12 protein-coding genes are annotated in these 16,345 nt (G+C 36.9%); 4 read left to right on the forward strand and 8 right to left on the reverse strand.

All coding sequences use genetic code 11. The features are described 5' to 3' along the window. Positions 1-39 precede the first annotated feature (39 nt). Positions 40-1,263 (reverse strand): DUF2812 domain-containing protein, encoded by a 1,224-nt coding sequence (locus AC6IWN_RS09160; protein ID WP_497992074.1) that lies wholly within the window; start codon positions 1,261-1,263, stop codon positions 40-42. Next, the gene (locus AC6IWN_RS09165) at positions 1,256-1,591 is read right to left on the reverse strand and encodes a PadR family transcriptional regulator (protein WP_497992075.1); all 336 of its coding nucleotides are present in this window, start codon (positions 1,589-1,591) and stop codon (positions 1,256-1,258) included. The genes AC6IWN_RS09160 and AC6IWN_RS09165 overlap by 8 nt, the downstream gene beginning before the upstream one ends. A 279-nt stretch (positions 1,592-1,870) precedes the next feature. Here AC6IWN_RS09165 and AC6IWN_RS09170 point away from each other — a divergent pair, with 279 nt between their 5' ends. Next, positions 1,871-2,230: a BlaI/MecI/CopY family transcriptional regulator gene (locus AC6IWN_RS09170; protein ID WP_497992076.1), complete on the forward strand. Its 360-nt coding sequence runs from the start codon at positions 1,871-1,873 to the stop codon at positions 2,228-2,230. Beyond that, the gene (locus AC6IWN_RS09175; RefSeq protein WP_497992077.1) at positions 2,227-4,164 is read left to right on the forward strand and encodes a M56 family metallopeptidase; all 1,938 of its coding nucleotides are present in this window, start codon (positions 2,227-2,229) and stop codon (positions 4,162-4,164) included. Before AC6IWN_RS09170 ends, AC6IWN_RS09175 begins: the two co-directional genes overlap by 4 nt. 107 nt (positions 4,165-4,271) lie before the next feature. On the opposite strand, the gene AC6IWN_RS09180 is transcribed toward AC6IWN_RS09175, so the two are convergent. The 4 genes from AC6IWN_RS09180 to AC6IWN_RS09195 all read right to left on the reverse strand — a co-directional run bounded on the left by AC6IWN_RS09180 (position 4,272) and on the right by AC6IWN_RS09195 (position 10,641). Further along, a complete protein-coding gene (locus tag AC6IWN_RS09180; protein WP_497992078.1) occupies positions 4,272-4,943 on the reverse strand; it encodes an MCP four helix bundle domain-containing protein in 672 nt (223 codons plus the stop codon). A gap of 264 nt (positions 4,944-5,207) precedes the next feature. After that, positions 5,208-7,688 carry a CoA-disulfide reductase gene (locus tag AC6IWN_RS09185; RefSeq protein WP_497992079.1) on the reverse strand — a complete coding sequence of 827 codons (2,481 nt, stop codon included), beginning with the start codon at positions 7,686-7,688 and terminating at the stop codon, positions 5,208-5,210. A 230-nt stretch (positions 7,689-7,918) separates the two neighbouring features. Further along, complete coding sequence (locus AC6IWN_RS09190) at positions 7,919-8,206, reverse strand: ArsR/SmtB family transcription factor (RefSeq protein WP_497992080.1); 288 nt, start codon at positions 8,204-8,206, stop codon at positions 7,919-7,921. Between the two features lie 329 nt (positions 8,207-8,535). Next, complete coding sequence (locus AC6IWN_RS09195) at positions 8,536-10,641, reverse strand: glycoside hydrolase family 36 protein (RefSeq protein WP_497992081.1); 2,106 nt, start codon at positions 10,639-10,641, stop codon at positions 8,536-8,538. Positions 10,642-10,918: 277 nt separating this feature from the next. Between AC6IWN_RS09195 and AC6IWN_RS09200 the strand changes: the two genes are divergently transcribed. Then, positions 10,919-12,205 (forward strand): ATP-binding protein, encoded by a 1,287-nt coding sequence (locus tag AC6IWN_RS09200; RefSeq protein ID WP_497992082.1) that lies wholly within the window; start codon positions 10,919-10,921, stop codon positions 12,203-12,205. A gap of 130 nt (positions 12,206-12,335) precedes the next feature. After that, on the forward strand, positions 12,336-13,505 hold the full coding sequence (locus AC6IWN_RS09205) for a response regulator (protein ID WP_497992083.1): 1,170 nt from the start codon (positions 12,336-12,338) through the stop codon (positions 13,503-13,505). Positions 13,506-13,703: 198 nt separating this feature from the next. Here the strand turns inward: AC6IWN_RS09205 and AC6IWN_RS09210 are convergent, their stop codons facing one another. Both AC6IWN_RS09210 and AC6IWN_RS09215 read right to left on the reverse strand, forming a co-directional pair. Then, positions 13,704-13,985 (reverse strand): YkgJ family cysteine cluster protein, encoded by a 282-nt coding sequence (locus AC6IWN_RS09210; RefSeq protein ID WP_497992084.1) that lies wholly within the window; start codon positions 13,983-13,985, stop codon positions 13,704-13,706. Positions 13,986-13,993: 8 nt separating this feature from the next. Then, positions 13,994-15,352 (reverse strand): FAD-dependent oxidoreductase, encoded by a 1,359-nt coding sequence (locus AC6IWN_RS09215; protein WP_497992085.1) that lies wholly within the window; start codon positions 15,350-15,352, stop codon positions 13,994-13,996. Positions 15,353-16,345 lie beyond the last annotated feature (993 nt).

A 16,345-nucleotide genomic window follows, 5' to 3' on the forward strand; every position in this document is an offset into this window, starting at 1 on the left:
ATAAGTTTATCCCTATATTTAATTTCTAAATTTCAAGCATTATAATGATTTCTTTATTCGAAAATAATACAATATTGTTCGCGTAGCAAAAAATCCAAATTCACAAATTACTAACAGATAAAGAAAACTTAACATTGATATTGGCTTCACATTTGATACTGTCACATTAAATATCATAAGCAGTATATATAACAAACAGACAGGAAAAAAGCAAAGGGCATAAGTTAATGCGAATCTTCTTGCATGTTTGATTCTACTCTCTTTATCACTATAAAACATTGGTGGGGTATCGGTATACTGTTGCCCCCATACATTTAGTGATTGTATTCTACTTAGTGAAGTAAAAAACAGCCGCCATCCGTTTTCTTTATTCAAGTTAAAATACTGCGGATTTGCTTTGTTCTGATAATCCACAAAGTACTTTACCTTCCTTGATTCCCCTTTCATGAAATAAAAACTGTTTCCAATTTTACTCATTCTATAGAGATTATATCCTCTGCTTTCCATAAGCTCAAGCCACTTTTCTGTTTTATCAGGAGCATAAAACCATGCGAGCCTTCTTTTTCTAATCATTTTCTTTTGATGTTTTAATAGCTTTTCTTCCTTTTTACTTAACAAATTATCCTTCGGTATTGTAAAAGATAAGTCGAGAGTATTCCCACAAAGGTTTTCAAGTTGCTTATTTGTTATGCGTAATTTGAAGTATGTATAAATCAACCAAATTACAGATAATACAATTGCTACTTCAACGCATACTCCAATGATATTTCTTATCGTATCCTGATGAGTAACCATTACATCCGATGAATCATCAACAGTCGTTACATCTCCATTTATTATCGATGAGATAACAAAGACTGATAAAACAGCGATCACTAGAATTGGAATACTGGCCATACATATCAATCCCAAAAGTACAAGTCCTACAACGAATTTCATTTTACGATTTTTATCTAAAAATCCTTGATATGAGGGTTTGACCTGTGGATTTTGATTGCTGGTTCTTAATACTTTATAATGACTATCATGATAAACCAGCTCATAACCGTTACTAACTAAGGACGGAGATATCCCATCGTTTGCTTTTCTTTGATATAAAATTCTGTAACGATATGAGGTATGTTCTGTCTCCTTAAAGTAAAATAATCGAGCAGTATAATTAATCCTTACCAACTCATATCCTCTGGCATGCATATAATTCAACCACTGTTCTGTTTTAAGCACATCGTAGCTCCAAAAAGGTCTAAATACTACTTTACTCATTAAAATAATCCTCCTGCGATAAAGTATCTTGATAAACAAGCTTAATACGATCCATTTCTGCACTTAGTAATAACTTTCCTGCGTCAGTTATTTCATAAGTAGTTTTTCTGTCCTTATCCTCAAAAACCGTAATCGTACCCTCTTTTGTCATTTTACCTAAGGTTCCATATACGGTACCGGAGCCGAGTTTAATTCTGCCTTTCGTTAATTCCTCTACATATTTAATTATTCCATATCCATGCCTCGGTTCGTTAAGCGAAAGTAAAATATAATATGCAGTTTCAGACATCGGAACGTGCGCTTTATTTTTCTTCTCATAATTAAACATATACCCTCCAATACATCACAATATGATATGTCACGTTGTGATTATATCACACTGTGACATACCATTCAATACATCACTTTTAATTTTTACCATTTTTAACTTTTCTATCTAAAATTGTAATTTCAGTTGACACATTCGGTCTATCATGATAGACTCAAATCAGATAAGGTTTATTGCGATAAACCAAATATAAAAGAACAAAAGTTTTATTTATACCATCATAATTATCTGTGCACAGTATAACTATAATTTTTATTTTGAAAGGATTGATGAATGGATATGGAGCAATATAAACTATATGACGCAGAATATAAATTCGTAAGTATTATATGGGAGAAGGAGCCCATCAATTCAACTGAGCTGGTTCGTTTATGCACAGAACGCCTCGGATGGAAAAAATCCACTACTTATACCGTACTAAAGAAGCTCTGCACCCGTGACATTCTTCAAAACCAGGATGCGATTGTGACTTCTCTAGTAAAGCAGGAGGAGATTCAAAAATATGAAAGCAATACCGTGGTAGATAAAACCTTCAATGGTTCCCTACCGATGTTTTTAACTGCATTTCTTGATAATAAGAAGTTAACACCAAAAGAAGCAGAGGAATTAATTCGAATTATAGAGGAGGGAACAAAATGACTGAGCTAACCAATCTATTTTTATTCGTTGTATCAATCAGTATTACCGCCTCTATCGTGGTTGTAGGAATTCTGACAGTTCGCGCATTGCTTAATCGATTCCCAAAGAGCTTTTCCTATGCATTATGGCTTTTACTACTCTTTCGCCTCATTTGTCCGGTTAAAATTCCATTCCGGTTTAGCCTAACTGCGTTGCTCCCAGAGAAACTATTCTCACTTCATAATTCTGCACTTAACACACTTCCCTCATTTACGTATCCAGCGACTGTAACGAACCTCCCCACTGATCCTGCTGTTACGAATCCCAACTCAAATATACCGTTTGTGAATAACTCTTCCAGCTCAAATATGGTCGGCTTCCCATTAACCATCACTAATATCCTAGCAATAATATGGCTGATTGGAATGATAGCATTATTGGTTTACAGTGTGTATTCCTATCTCCTGATTAAACGGAAAGTAAAGAGTGCAACTTTAATCCGATATAATATCTACGAAACAGATCAGATAACAACCGCTTTTGTATGTGGATTTATTAAGCCAAAGATCTACTTGCCGATGAACTTAAAGAATCAGAACTACTATTATATCCTAGCCCATGAGCAGGTGCATTTAAGAAGACGTGACTACTTAATTAAACCATTTTGTTATTTACTACTAATCTTTCATTGGTTTAATCCACTGATGTGGCTATCTTTTATTCTTATGAGCAAGGACATGGAGATGTCCTGTGATGAAAAGGTTATCCGATTATTTGGTTACAATATTCAAAAGGATTATTCCTATTCTCTGCTTTCTTTCTCATGCACAGGGAATCGGTTCATATCCTTTAGCCCCTTGGCCTTTGGGGAAAATAATATAAAGTCTCGGATCAAAAACATAATGAAATATAAAAAGCCAGCATTCAGTGTAATTATGCTATCGCTTATTATCGTAATTGCTGCTGCAGTATTACTATTGACAGATTCTGACACGACCGCACAACCTAATACAAAGAATCAAGTAGCCAATGGGAATGAACTCACTGAAAATACCATATCACTTGATACTACCAACTATCAGATAAAATATAACCCCAAAATAATGGATACCATTGAGGATATCTCATCCAAGTCATATTCGGAAGCCATAGCAAATGAGGTGGAGAAAAATTTAACTGCTATCATGTCCTCTCCAACCACCTCCTCCAATCCCTTTGACTATATTAATGCTCATCGAAATGAATACGAATCAATAATCAAACTTGGGGACGAAGCATTGACTTATCTTATGACACAATTAAGAGATCATCATGCCTCAGGGCTTCGTGGTTATATCATCGTTGAGATCTGCAAGGATATGCTTGGTCCCGGCTACTCGGCTCCAAAGGAATATGAAAACCCAGAAGATTGGTATTACAAATTAGTTACGAATCAAAAAATCTTCCTTAGTGACTTTTCCTATGATGGAAACAATCCGATTGAAAAGTTAGTCTACACAGCCTTAATCAATAAATTCGGCAGCTCCAAACAAGGCTTTACCATAGTAGCGCCTAAGATATTCGGAACATATGAGGAGATGGATTATCTCAAGGTCTTTGTCACAGCTGATATATCCACCTTCGAAATATATAATAATAATGTTACGAATAACTCCGGCAGCGTTATTCCGATGTCATTAACCTTTCAGAAGACCCCCTCCGGCAGTTATCGACTTGTAAAACTAGACCAGGCGATGGACGGAAGTTATTTTACTCCTTCGATTAAAAAATTCTGTACAATGCCGGTTTCAAACAAACCGATTAAAGGACTCGCAAATAAAATCATTAATCATTACGGTAACGATAAAGACATCAGGGACTTATTAAACGCCAACCTTAAGAAGCACCTAGCTAAGAATAAGTTAACAGGAATAACCTATTACTCCATATCCGGAGAAAAAATATATACACAGTAAGTAACGTAAGGGAGGGTGACCCAAAAGTCATAAAATGACGTAAGGGACACCCTCTCTTTGTATCTACGCGAAGGTAAAGCTCGTATCAACCCAGCAGAATCAGATACTTACTTTACTCTTTTGTTAATATATCTTGCCATGAATAATGCAAATCCTATAGAGAATATTATAGATACGATCATAATAAGCTTTAATTCATTTGAAGAATTTGTATACGCACTATTATTATTGTGATTTAAATCTGCAATTTTAGCATCGTTCATTTTGGACAAATCACTAAATGTCTTATCAATACCGCTAAAACATATACTTAAAGTTTTATAATATCCTTGCGCCGCACTAACGTTATTTGATTCCAACGACATCTTTATTTGTGAAGCTATAAATCTGATGTTATTATTTTGTATAGTAAATTCATCAATCTTACTTTTCTCTTCTGTAGTACGATCCTGTTTACTATATGTATCGATATCTTTTTTAATCTGGTTAGCAAGCCCTTTCATTTTATCTTCTAAGACAGGTAATTGTGATTTGTCTTGAAGATAAATCAAATCTTGTATGTCTGAACGATAACTTAACAATTGTTTATCAATACGATTAAGTAACATAACATTACTTGTATTCACTTTTTGTATTAGTTTTGAGGTATCGTTAATCGATTTCATGTTATTGATCCCAAGTATACTTGATATAGCTACAAGTACTGATGTGAAGAGAAATGCTAAAAGTAAAGGGTAAGTGACTTTAAAGTTGCGTGTTTTTGAATTTCGTTTTGTCATAAATGCCTCCGGTCATATTTTTGCCTTAATAATCATGTTGTCTGAAACAAGAGTTGATTCTATCATGCTAATGCTTAAATAGCAATACTATTTTTTATTTACCTTATCTCTTAAGAAAGTAAGAACCTGATCTGACCCGATTGTCTTATTGTTACAGAAATAAGCATGAAGATATGCAGAGTTAAAACTTATGCATTATCTTCATGCTTTTGTTTTTTGTTATATGCTATTTCAATAAACTTTTTATCACTCTATATTTACAAACTAGATGAACAGATTTACGTTACTGTCTTCTGCTTCACCGAGGTAGTAGCCTACGCCACCGATTTTTACACCATCGATCAATTCTTCTTGCTTTAATCCCATTACATCCAGAGACATCTGGCAGGCAACAATCTCAATACCGCTATCCATCGCAGCCTGAATGAGTTCTTCCAGAGAGGACACATTCTTATCCTTCATTACCTTACGAATCATTTTTCCTCCCATACCCATCATGTTCATGTTGGACAGCTTGAGCTTCTTACTTCCTCTGGGCATCATCATTCCGAACATACTGTCCATCATGCCTTTCTTAACCTTTACCTTATCTGGCTTGCGAAGGATATTCAGTCCCCAGAAGGTGAAGAACATGGTTACCTTTTTCCCCATTGATGCTGCACCGTTTGCTATGATAAAGGATGCAATTGCTTTATCCAGATCTCCACTAAATACTACCATTGTTTTATTATCTCGAACCACACCATTCTCCTGGCAGTATACGAGCGCCTCATTGCTGCTACACAGTTTTTTGATAAATGCAGTGATATTACCAGCAGATTTACTTAAATCCAATAATTCGTTATTGGTACGTTTGCACCATGCTTTGATATCTTCATAAAAACCCGGATCGGATGCATCCACTTTAAGAATTTGATCTTCCTTCAGACCATCCATTGCTGCTTTTACCTGCATTAGCGGTCCCGGACAGCATAACCCGCAAGCATCCAAGGTTTTATCATATTCACCAGCTTTTCTGGGTGCTTCTACGGAAGCCACATGAACTGTTTGTGTATCCGGATCAATCTCCTCCGCTACCGAGTTCACAGGCTCATAGACTGGCTTAAAGTTAAGCGAGGATATAGATTTATAACCACCTGTTACATTCATTACCTTAAAGCCATGTTGTGTAAGAATTCGATCTGCCACATATCCACGGAGTCCTACCTGACAGTATTCAACGATCATTTTACTGCTATCAAGCTCGGATAATCGATCTCTTAATTCATCCACCGGAATATTAATAGCTCCCTCTACATGACCATTCATATATTCTAGTTCGGTACGAACATCCACCAGGGTATAATCCTGAGGATTTAGTTGCTCCACATCCCCCCAAGTCGCTACGTGGGATCTTCCCTCAAGCACGTTCTGCGCTACAAAGCCTGCCATATTAACTGGATCTTTTGCTGATGAAAATGGAGGTGCATAGGAAAGCTCTAATTCGGTCAGATCCTCTATCGTTCCGCCGAGTCGGATTGCTGTTGCAATTACGTCAATTCTCTTATCCACGCCTTCATAACCAATACCCTGAGCACCTAACACTTTACCTTCTTCATTAAATATTAACTTTAGGGTCATAGGTACCGCACCCGGATAATAGGATGCATGGGATACCGGATGGATAAAGATAGTCTTATAGTCTACATTTGCTTTCTGTAATGCTCTTTCATTCGCACCAGTGCTTGCAGCACTAAGATCAAAAACCTTAATAATTGATGTTCCTTGGGAACCCTTAAACTTGCTGTTTAGTCCGGCTATATTATCCGCGGCGATTCTACCCTGCTTATTTGCAGGTCCCGCCAATGGAATTGCCGTACTATTCTTTGTGACAAAATCCACAACTTCAATCGCATCACCAACTGCATAGATTCCTTCTATATTCGTTTGCATTTTATCATTTACCAGAATATGACCTTTGGGTCCAAATTCTAATCCGCTACCCTGCAGGAACTTTGTATCCGGTGCAACACCGATTGCGAGAATAACCATATCAGTAGTAATCTTTGTAGCACTGCTTAATGTAACTTCAACTTGATTGCCAACTTCACGGAAGGATTTTACCCCATCCTGAGTGATTAAGGAAACTCCGTTATCTACAAGCTCCTTCTCCGTGAGAATTGCCATATCATAATCAAATGGAGCAAGAATATGAGGTGCCGCTTCCACTAACGTTACAGTTAACCCGCGCTCTTTCAAGTTTTCTGCCATCTCAACTCCCACAAATCCTCCACCGATTACGACTGCACTCATCGTACCCAGGCGATCCACATATTCTTTCACCCGATCAGTATCCGGAATATTTCTTAAAGTAAATATCTTATCACTTTCAATTCCAGGAATGTTAGGACGAAGAGCTTTCGCACCGGGGGATAGAACAAGATAATCATAGTTTTCTTCATAGGTGCCTTTTGTTTTGCTATTCACCGTGACAATCTTTTTCTCCGGGTCAATTTTAACTACTTCACTATTATTACGAACATCGATTTGAAATCTCGCTTTCATCGCTTCCGGAGTTTGAACCAAAAGCTTACTGCGCTCTTTTATACTTTCACCGATATAATAAGGCAGACCACAATTTGCGAATGAGATGTACTCGTCTCGCTCAAACATTATAATCTCAGCATTTTCATCCAATCTTCTTAATCTGGCTGCTGTGGAAGCTCCACCTGCCACGCCACCTACTATTAGTATTTTCTTGCTCATAATCGCCACTCCATTCTTTATAGTCATAATTCTTTTTTCAGGTGCCAAAGATATACTTATCACAATTCATACCATAACTTTAGGTATTATATATCAAATAGTTTTTTAAGATTAAGGCTCGCTAACAATACATGCCCAACTCTTGTGTTAGTTTGTACTGAGGATATCGTAGGTACAAACTTCGGTGTATTTTATGTTTTTCAATAATTCACATTCATTACCGTTAAAAATTATTCCTCCGCAGGAAATAATACCGTAATGATTTCTTTCACTTTTTCATTCGTAACCTGATAAAATACTTCAAGCCCTTCTCTTCGTCCCTCAATAATTCCTGACAAGCGTAATTTCTGAAGATGCTGGGATATCGTTGATTGTGGTGCTCCAAGGCAGGATTGCATATAAGTTACATTGCATTCTCCCTTACTTAGCAATCCCCGTATAATACACAACCGAATTGGGTGGGCTATCGTTTTTAATAATTCTGCTGTCTCATTATAATTTTTATAATTCGTATCCATCGTAACACTCCTCTATATTTGTATTCATTATCTTATTTCATATCTCTTTTTTCATAAAATCCAAGTCTATATATTACTATATTCATATATTACGATATATAGAATTAGTTGTCAACGTTATTACCCTGTCCCTATGTGACATTGTCACAGTTCTATATTTATAACTCCTTAGATCTGTGATATTGTACTTTATGAGCAAACATCTTATCCTATGCAACTGTATGAAGTCGTTGGTGCTTAGGACATGTGTTTTATGTCCTTATGCACCACTACGTACTTCATTCAAGCGAGAGCGTGTTGCTTATGATGCATGCAGAAAATACCAATAATTAAGCTTTCAGATATACTGCAACTGCCTTCCAGTTCTCGCTAGGTCGATAGAATAATCCATTCTCTGTAATCGTTATATCAATCTCACTGTCGGAATAAATCTCCGATATCGTGTAAGCCATTCCCTTCGGAAGCCCAATCACACAATTCTCCAGAGGCCCACCAAAAGTATGAATCACAGCATAGGCATCACCGTTCTCCCCGGTTCGCAATATTCCCTGCCAACCGGATGGATGACGATAGCTGGTAATCGGTGTTCCATATCGGTAAGTAAAGCCCTCCTTGATAATTGGTGCAATCCGTTTATAGAAGGAAATCCCCTGATCAATCATCTTCCAAGCTTCGTCTCCGATATCAATCACATCCCCCGATATACACATTCTTCCGAGAAATGTACTTGCTACGGAATAAGCGATACGTTTTATATCATCCTCCCTGCGTATTACCGCCCATATCTGGCTCTGGCAAGGTAAAATCACACGGTGCATATTTGCTGCAATAATCGGAATCTCCTTGCATTCGTGTGCATCAGAAAAGGACGCCATACTGCACGCTCTCATCATGAGCGGTTCCAACCTATGTCCGCCGGAAGCACAATTCTCCAGTGTAATTCCTGGTACTTCTTTCTTTACCTTTTCTATAAATCGATACCCCTCCATCATGTTATCACGAAGTCCTTCGCCTAGCGAATCCGCTCCATCACATCCTATCCCGACGGTTTCGTTATAATCGATTTTCATATACTCAAAACCATAGGTTTTTAGGGTACCAATCACTTTATCAGTGAGGTATTCTTGCACCCAGGGATCTCTCATATCCCAAAAGCGTCTCATAGAAGTCGTTAATACATTCCCATCCCTTCTTAACAGATGCTCCTCCATCTGATAAGCCCGTGATTTTTCTCCGACATTCTCTATTTCAAACCAAATACCCGGTTTCAAACCAGCCTTTTTAATTGCATGTGTTGTTTTAAGCAGCCCTTCCGGGAATAACACTTTTGATACATTATAGTCACCCATAGCTAGATCCCACGGTATCCCATCTTCCCTATACCATCCTGCATCAATTACAAAATAATCAAACCCTTTCCCATTAATCGCGTTTAGAATTCCCATGATGTTTTCGTGGGAAGGGCATCCCCAGGTGGTACAGTATTCATTAAACAGAACTGGTAAGCTCACCTCACACTCCGGACCTTCATCAAAGAACCGTTTTCCTGCATGGGTGAGTCTTTGTGAGATTTTATCAACTCCACCACCCTGACATACGGATAGAATTGCTACCGGTGTACGAAAACTCTGCCTCGGGGCAATTTTTTTCATCCAATGTCCGAATTCTCGATCTGCAATCCCCCCCGACATAGCAAGTCCATCATCTTTACGGTACAGTTCCATCTGCCAAGAAGAATTATGCGCCAACTGTGCTCCCCATAATACTTCATTCTTCCTATCCTCAACGACCAGATACGGGAAATAGTGATTCACTGCCATTGATCCTACCTGTCCGAAACGCTCCGAACGAATCGCATGACCTGCCCAGGAAGGCTCCAATTGCAATTCCTCGACAGATATACTCTCTATCCTTCCCTCCATACTCCATGCACTTCGCAATCTATGTACTATAAGGGAATCATAGCCATCCTCTTCTATAAATGGGGTGATTCCGCCCAATGAAAAGCTCGATATCATCTCAATCGTAGTTGGCTGTTCGCTCAGATTCTTGAATTCAGAGTACATCTCGATACTCTTACTATTATGATACCACAACAAACAGTGCTCAACCTCATAGCCTCTTTGATCAATTACTATGGTTCTTATCTCCGTTCTGTCCATTCGATTAATTTCCTGCTGACTCTTATACCTAAGACGTAAAGTGGACTCACTCTGGTGCAAGGTTCCTCCGCCGGAATATGCCCCACAATAGACATCTCCAACCAATTTCAATTGAACAAACGAATCAATGACTTGATTTTTCTTATCCCATGCTACCGTTTCTGTATGTTCCGGTAACAACATAAGTTCCACATTCTTTGTTTCACTATCCATAAAATACCGAATTAACATATCTCCCAATTGATATTGCTTTAATAATGATACTTCTCCCATAATACCTCCTTGTAAAATACATACTTCTAGCATAATACAAATCCCAACAATTTTTAATGGATTTATGCTACTTATACATAGCATAATGTGATTTATTAATGAGGATAATTACATCACTAAGCTTTATGCCTGCGAAATCACCGGCACATTCCAACATAACTTCATTAACAAAGCAGTATAATAAATGACAGTAATTAACATTCATTGTTGAAAACACTTACGCCTAATGATATAATAATTCTGTAAATATAATCCATTTCGTATTAGGGGGATAATCATGAAGATTCTCGTTGTAGATGACAGTCATTTTAATTTATCTTCCGTTAAGCGTAATCTAGAAGACATGCCAGAACTGACTCAGATATTATTATGCGATGACCCCAGACAGGCGAAATCAATCGTAGATCAGTATAAAATCGATATTCTGATTACCGATGTCATGATGCCGGCAATTACCGGCTTTGACCTATTGGAGATCTTTCGTTCCGATAGTAAATATGATGATATGCCTATCATAATGCTGACTTCATTAATCGATATGGCGGTTTATAAAAAATGTTTCGATTTGGGTGCATTTGACTACATTAATAAACCTTTTAATACAGTAGAGTTACATTCCCGTTTAAAGGTGGCCATTGATGCTAAAAATAAATCCAACAATCTGAAAACCTTACTCGAAGTAACCAGAAAACAAAATGAAGAACTAAAGATTATGAACGCTGAGTTAACCGAAGCCAAATTCAGTCTTGTACAATCTGAAAAAATGGCTGCCATCGGTCAGCTTGCTGCCGGAATTGCACATGAGATTAATAATCCAATGGGTTATATCAGTAGTAATTTTGATATTCTTAAGAAATATTATGTTAGAATGAAAGAATACATGGATTTTTTTAATCTTGAGATAAGCAGTGATGCATTTTCCTGTGTTGACTGTCATGCGATTCATGATTTACAAGCCAAATATGATGAACTAAAGCTGGGCTTCATCGTAAATGATCTCGAGAATATCTTTGGAGATCTATCCGGCGGTATCAAAAGGATCACAGACATTGTACAATCATTGCGAGTTTATGCGCGAACTTCAAAGGATGACGAAAAGGATAGCTGCGTGTTATTGGAGTTAATTCAGCAGGTTATACTTATTATTAAAAATGAAGTAAAATATGTCGCAACTATTAAACTAGATGTTCCTGAGGATATCACTCTTTATTGTAACAGAATCCAGATAGGACAAGTGTTCGTCAACATAATATTGAATGCTATTCAAGCAATTAATACACAAAACAAAGAAACACTAGGAACGATAAAGATAAAGGCAAGATGCATTGACTGTAAAGTGCAAATCGAATTTTCCGATGATGGGCCGGGAATTTCAAAGGATCACTTGCTCAAAATATTTGAACCATTTTTTACCACCAAGGATATCGGTCAGGGTACCGGACTGGGATTAAGTATCTCTTATGATATTATCGTGAATAAACACAATGGAATCTTTGATGTAAAAAGCGAACTCGGGGAGGGAACTACTTTTATCATTACCTTACCAATGATAGCCGCTGAATAAATCTCACGATTACCTAAGATAAATCAGTGTAATTCTTTGGCTGGCATAATATTTATGATTTTGAGGGTGAAATGCATAGCCGTATTGTTACTGATAATACTATCTCATGAAATGAAAGGGTGTAGAGTTTATGAAAACAATATTGATTGTAGATGATGAGGCTCAGATTATTAAAGCCTTGCAAAGAATGTTTATAGACACTGATTATGAGATTTTAACCGCTGAAAACAGCACGGATGCAACAAAGCTGATGGAAACAAAACCAATCGATATGGTAATCAGCGATATGCGCATGCCACTATTTGACGGTTACAAGTTATTAAGTAATATAAAAGAACGATATCCCCATACGATTCGCATCATACTCAGTGGTTATGCGGATGAGAAGCCGATGTTCCGCGCCATCTTGCATAACATCGCAAAATTATATATCTTCAAACCCTGGAATAACACCAACTTCCTGCAGTATATCAACAAAATATTTACTGTGGAGGATACGTTAAATGCAGATGATTTCTCTGATAAAATCGAAAAATCCTGCCCTACTCCATCTGTATCTGAAAAGTGTGATCACTTGCTAGCACTGATTGAAGAGGAAAACATGGATGATTTAATCGATGCAATGGAAAAGGATCTCGAGATTTCCGACCTATTACTGCAAGTGGCAAATTCAGCAGTGTTTGGTGCTATGCCAAACAAAGTGAAGCAGGCAGCTATCTATATTGGATTACTAAATCTTAAGAGCTTTATGAGATGGGCTGTTGTAGTAGATGCGGTTAAACAGGATGGCAATCCTTCGCAAGAACCATCCCTCTTAATGCAACATGCCTACTTAACTAATCGCATCTTCTTATTCTTATATGAGGCATTCCTTCACAAACAACCACCGGAGGCCGCTATGTTCGCCGGATTAATGCATAATATTGGATTACTGCTTTTAGCAAAGGATGACAAAAAGCAGCTTCCACTATTAACAATTCATGATTATAAATTATTAGAAGCAGATGATAACACAAATCTTCACCAGGAAATTGCAGCCCATATTTTAAGCGCTTGGGATCTCCCATACTCTGTCTATGAAGCAGCCTATTACCACCATAATCCTCTAGATGAAAATATTATTCATAAGGAGCTGGTTTGTGCCGTTCACATTGCACAGTCCTATGCATGGAGAGCACTCGGTGATACAGAACTCGAACCGGTTGCACCTGAGGTATTTGATAGCATTAATATCACTATAGAAGATTTTGAAAAACGCTTAGGAAGAATGTTAAAGCAATTAATAACCACCACAAAATAATCGGAACCGAATATACAAAATACTCGTTACAATAAATTAGGGTTGTTGCATTATGCTATCCGCATAAAACCACGTTTTTATGATATAACTCACTTGGAAAAGTGCCCTTCCAAATCAAGTTTTCATATAATATGGTTTTTTGGTGAACTTCTTGCAACAACCCTTATTTTTATTAAAATATATACTCACTTGCAATAGTCATAACATAGCTACTGATGTTTGTGTTTCTTTCTCCAAAGTATTTAGATATTCCATTGCCTCATCCCTATTTGATCCACACATCTCGGTAGAAGGCTTTAAACTACCACATACAGCAGGTCGTGATGAGGTGCCAAATAATTTACACCTATTATCCTCATTAAGCTGAATACATCGAACACCTGGGGGCTTCCCTGAAGGCATTCCCGGAATTGGAGACGATATTGATGGAGCGATACAACATGCACCACATCCTTCTCGGCATGTTACTACTTCTGACATCCTTCCACCTACTTTTCTGAGTGGTTATTCTCCTGTTCTACAGCAGCATGGGCAAGAAGATTTAAGTAATTCCATGGTCTATTAAAATGAGGCTGAAAGAAGAAATCTACATATGCGAGATCTTCAATCGTCATGTTATTCTGAATCGCTAAGGACAAAGTATTCGCAGACTGAGTAATATCATATTTTGACATTACCTGGCCACCAACAATACGGTTCGTCCCTACCTCATATACTAGCTGCATCAAAAGTTCTTCCGTTGTCGGCATAAACTCAGGTCGATAATTATCCTTTACAACTACTGCCCTAACTTCCAAATCAAAGGATGGAGCACTGGTCACGGTAACACCGGTTGATGCAATGTTATATCCAAATAATCTCAAACCGGAGGTTGCCTGCGTGCCACGGTATTTCACTTTAGGTTCTACGATATTCTTACCAATCAACATACCCATACGAACGGCATTGGTCGCAAGAGGAATATAGGCATTACCACCGTTCGGGTTATACTTAACAGCACAACTGTCTCCAGCTGCAAAGATATCTGGATTACTGGTTCTCATGTATTCATCCACCAGAATTGCACCATTCGGTAGCATATCTACTTTACCTTTTAACAGTTCATTATTCGGACGGAAACCAACACAAAGGATAACTAAGTCTGCCGGATATTCTCCTTTGTCTGTCCTTACAGACTTTACGGCTCCCTCTTCATCCGCATCAAAGCTTTGAACCGTCTCACCCAATGCAAGTACAATTCCACGATTTCTTAAATCATCTTCTAGTACATCGGTGAATTCTTTGTCCAGGTATTTATTCAGTATACGATCCAATCCGTCAATTAAGGTTACTTCCTTACCTGACTCCTTAAATGCTTCTACTAATTCGATTCCTATATAACCTCCACCAACGATTACCACTCTTTTTGCATCTGTTGATTTTTTAATGATCACATTAGCCTGTTCGAAATTTTTGCAAAGAAGAACGTTCTTACTATCAATTCCTGTGATCGGTGGAATAATCGGCCAAGAGCCGGTTGTATTCACAAGCTTGTCATAAGGAACTACAACCTCTTCCTTTGTATCCAGATTTTCAGCAATTACAATTTTTGCTTCAGTGTCAACACCCTTCACATCATGCTTCATATGAACTTTAGCTCCTAAAGACTCAAGCTCAGTCGGGTTAGAGTAGAAAAGTCCGGCAGGATCTTTCACCACTCCTCCCACATATAAAGCAATACCACAGGATAAAAAGGATATATTATCATTTCTTTCAAAAACAGTTATTTCTGCATTCGGATTTTCTTTTAAAATTGTTTTAACAGCACTGGTACCTGCATGGGTACATCCAATTACAACTACTTTCATCTAATCCTCCAATCTTCATTCACTACTGTAGAAACTCTGGCAGTGTTTGAACAAAATTATTTCTTAATAATAGTAATTATTACTGATATTTTATATTATATATCATTCGTATCTATTTGCAAACAACTTTTTGTTAAAAAATGAAAATTTTTTAATCCTACACTATATGCATTTTTTTCTATAGTATTCACTATTATTATCCTTCTATAATTACCAGATCTTATTATAAATAAAAAAGATGCATTAAGACATAAACAGTATGTCTCAATACACCTTTTTCTAATATGAGCACTAAAATTAGATAGTTGAAAAATTGAAATTTTACTACTTTGAAGCACGTATCTATCTTACTTCGTGTGATTTTATTCTATATGAATATAGATAAAATGTTTCAAATATATGTAGATATCAAAAATGATATAATTATCGAACTCAGTTACCTTGTAAAAACCATTCTTTTTTAAGATAAATATTTATATAAACAACTCCCCGTCATCAAAGATAAATCATTTCATACTTAAAAAGAATTTAACAAACAAGAATATAACTGAGTATTTTACAACAAATCCATTGCAACTAATTTTTAACCCGCAGTTCTCTCCCCAAAGCCACAGAGTGCAAAGGATTGGTAATCAATTTGGCAAAGCAACGTTACTAAAACGATTTCGTAATGTAATTCTGAATATTATTTACTTATTATAGAAATTATTACCATAATAATCAAACATATTAATTAAATACTGATAAATCATCCAAAGCAACTCTTCAAGGATTACAAAACTTTCAAAATTCGTAATAATTCACATCGCTTTTTACATTTTTATCTTAAACCTTTTCGTAACTTTTTGCAAGTATTATTTGCATTTTTTTATATTTTCTTACTTAATCGTTTTCGTAAAACACGAAATTTCACTTAACATTTTATAATAATTACTTAAATAACATCAAAAAGTGTCTTCGACACTCTCGGCTTCCCTGCCCCTCATTCATGAG

The sequence above is a fragment of the Variimorphobacter sp. HTMS_6 genome (assembly GCF_059717775.1).

Coding starts and splice junctions, on each gene's coding strand:
- AC6IWN_RS09160 (WP_497992074.1), bottom strand. CDS start 1,263: ATGAGTAAAGTAGTATTTAGACCTTTTTGGAGCTACGATGTGCTTAAA.
- AC6IWN_RS09165 (WP_497992075.1), bottom strand. CDS start 1,591: ATGTTTAATTATGAGAAGAAAAATAAAGCGCACGTTCCGATGTCTGAA.
- AC6IWN_RS09170 (WP_497992076.1), top strand. CDS start 1,871: ATGGAGCAATATAAACTATATGACGCAGAATATAAATTCGTAAGTATT.
- AC6IWN_RS09175 (WP_497992077.1), top strand. CDS start 2,227: ATGACTGAGCTAACCAATCTATTTTTATTCGTTGTATCAATCAGTATT.
- AC6IWN_RS09180 (WP_497992078.1), bottom strand. CDS start 4,943: ATGACAAAACGAAATTCAAAAACACGCAACTTTAAAGTCACTTACCCT.
- AC6IWN_RS09185 (WP_497992079.1), bottom strand. CDS start 7,688: ATGAGCAAGAAAATACTAATAGTAGGTGGCGTGGCAGGTGGAGCTTCC.
- AC6IWN_RS09190 (WP_497992080.1), bottom strand. CDS start 8,206: ATGGATACGAATTATAAAAATTATAATGAGACAGCAGAATTATTAAAA.
- AC6IWN_RS09195 (WP_497992081.1), bottom strand. CDS start 10,641: ATGGGAGAAGTATCATTATTAAAGCAATATCAATTGGGAGATATGTTA.
- AC6IWN_RS09200 (WP_497992082.1), top strand. CDS start 10,919: ATGAAGATTCTCGTTGTAGATGACAGTCATTTTAATTTATCTTCCGTT.
- AC6IWN_RS09205 (WP_497992083.1), top strand. CDS start 12,336: ATGAAAACAATATTGATTGTAGATGATGAGGCTCAGATTATTAAAGCC.
- AC6IWN_RS09210 (WP_497992084.1), bottom strand. CDS start 13,985: ATGTCAGAAGTAGTAACATGCCGAGAAGGATGTGGTGCATGTTGTATC.
- AC6IWN_RS09215 (WP_497992085.1), bottom strand. CDS start 15,352: ATGAAAGTAGTTGTAATTGGATGTACCCATGCAGGTACCAGTGCTGTT.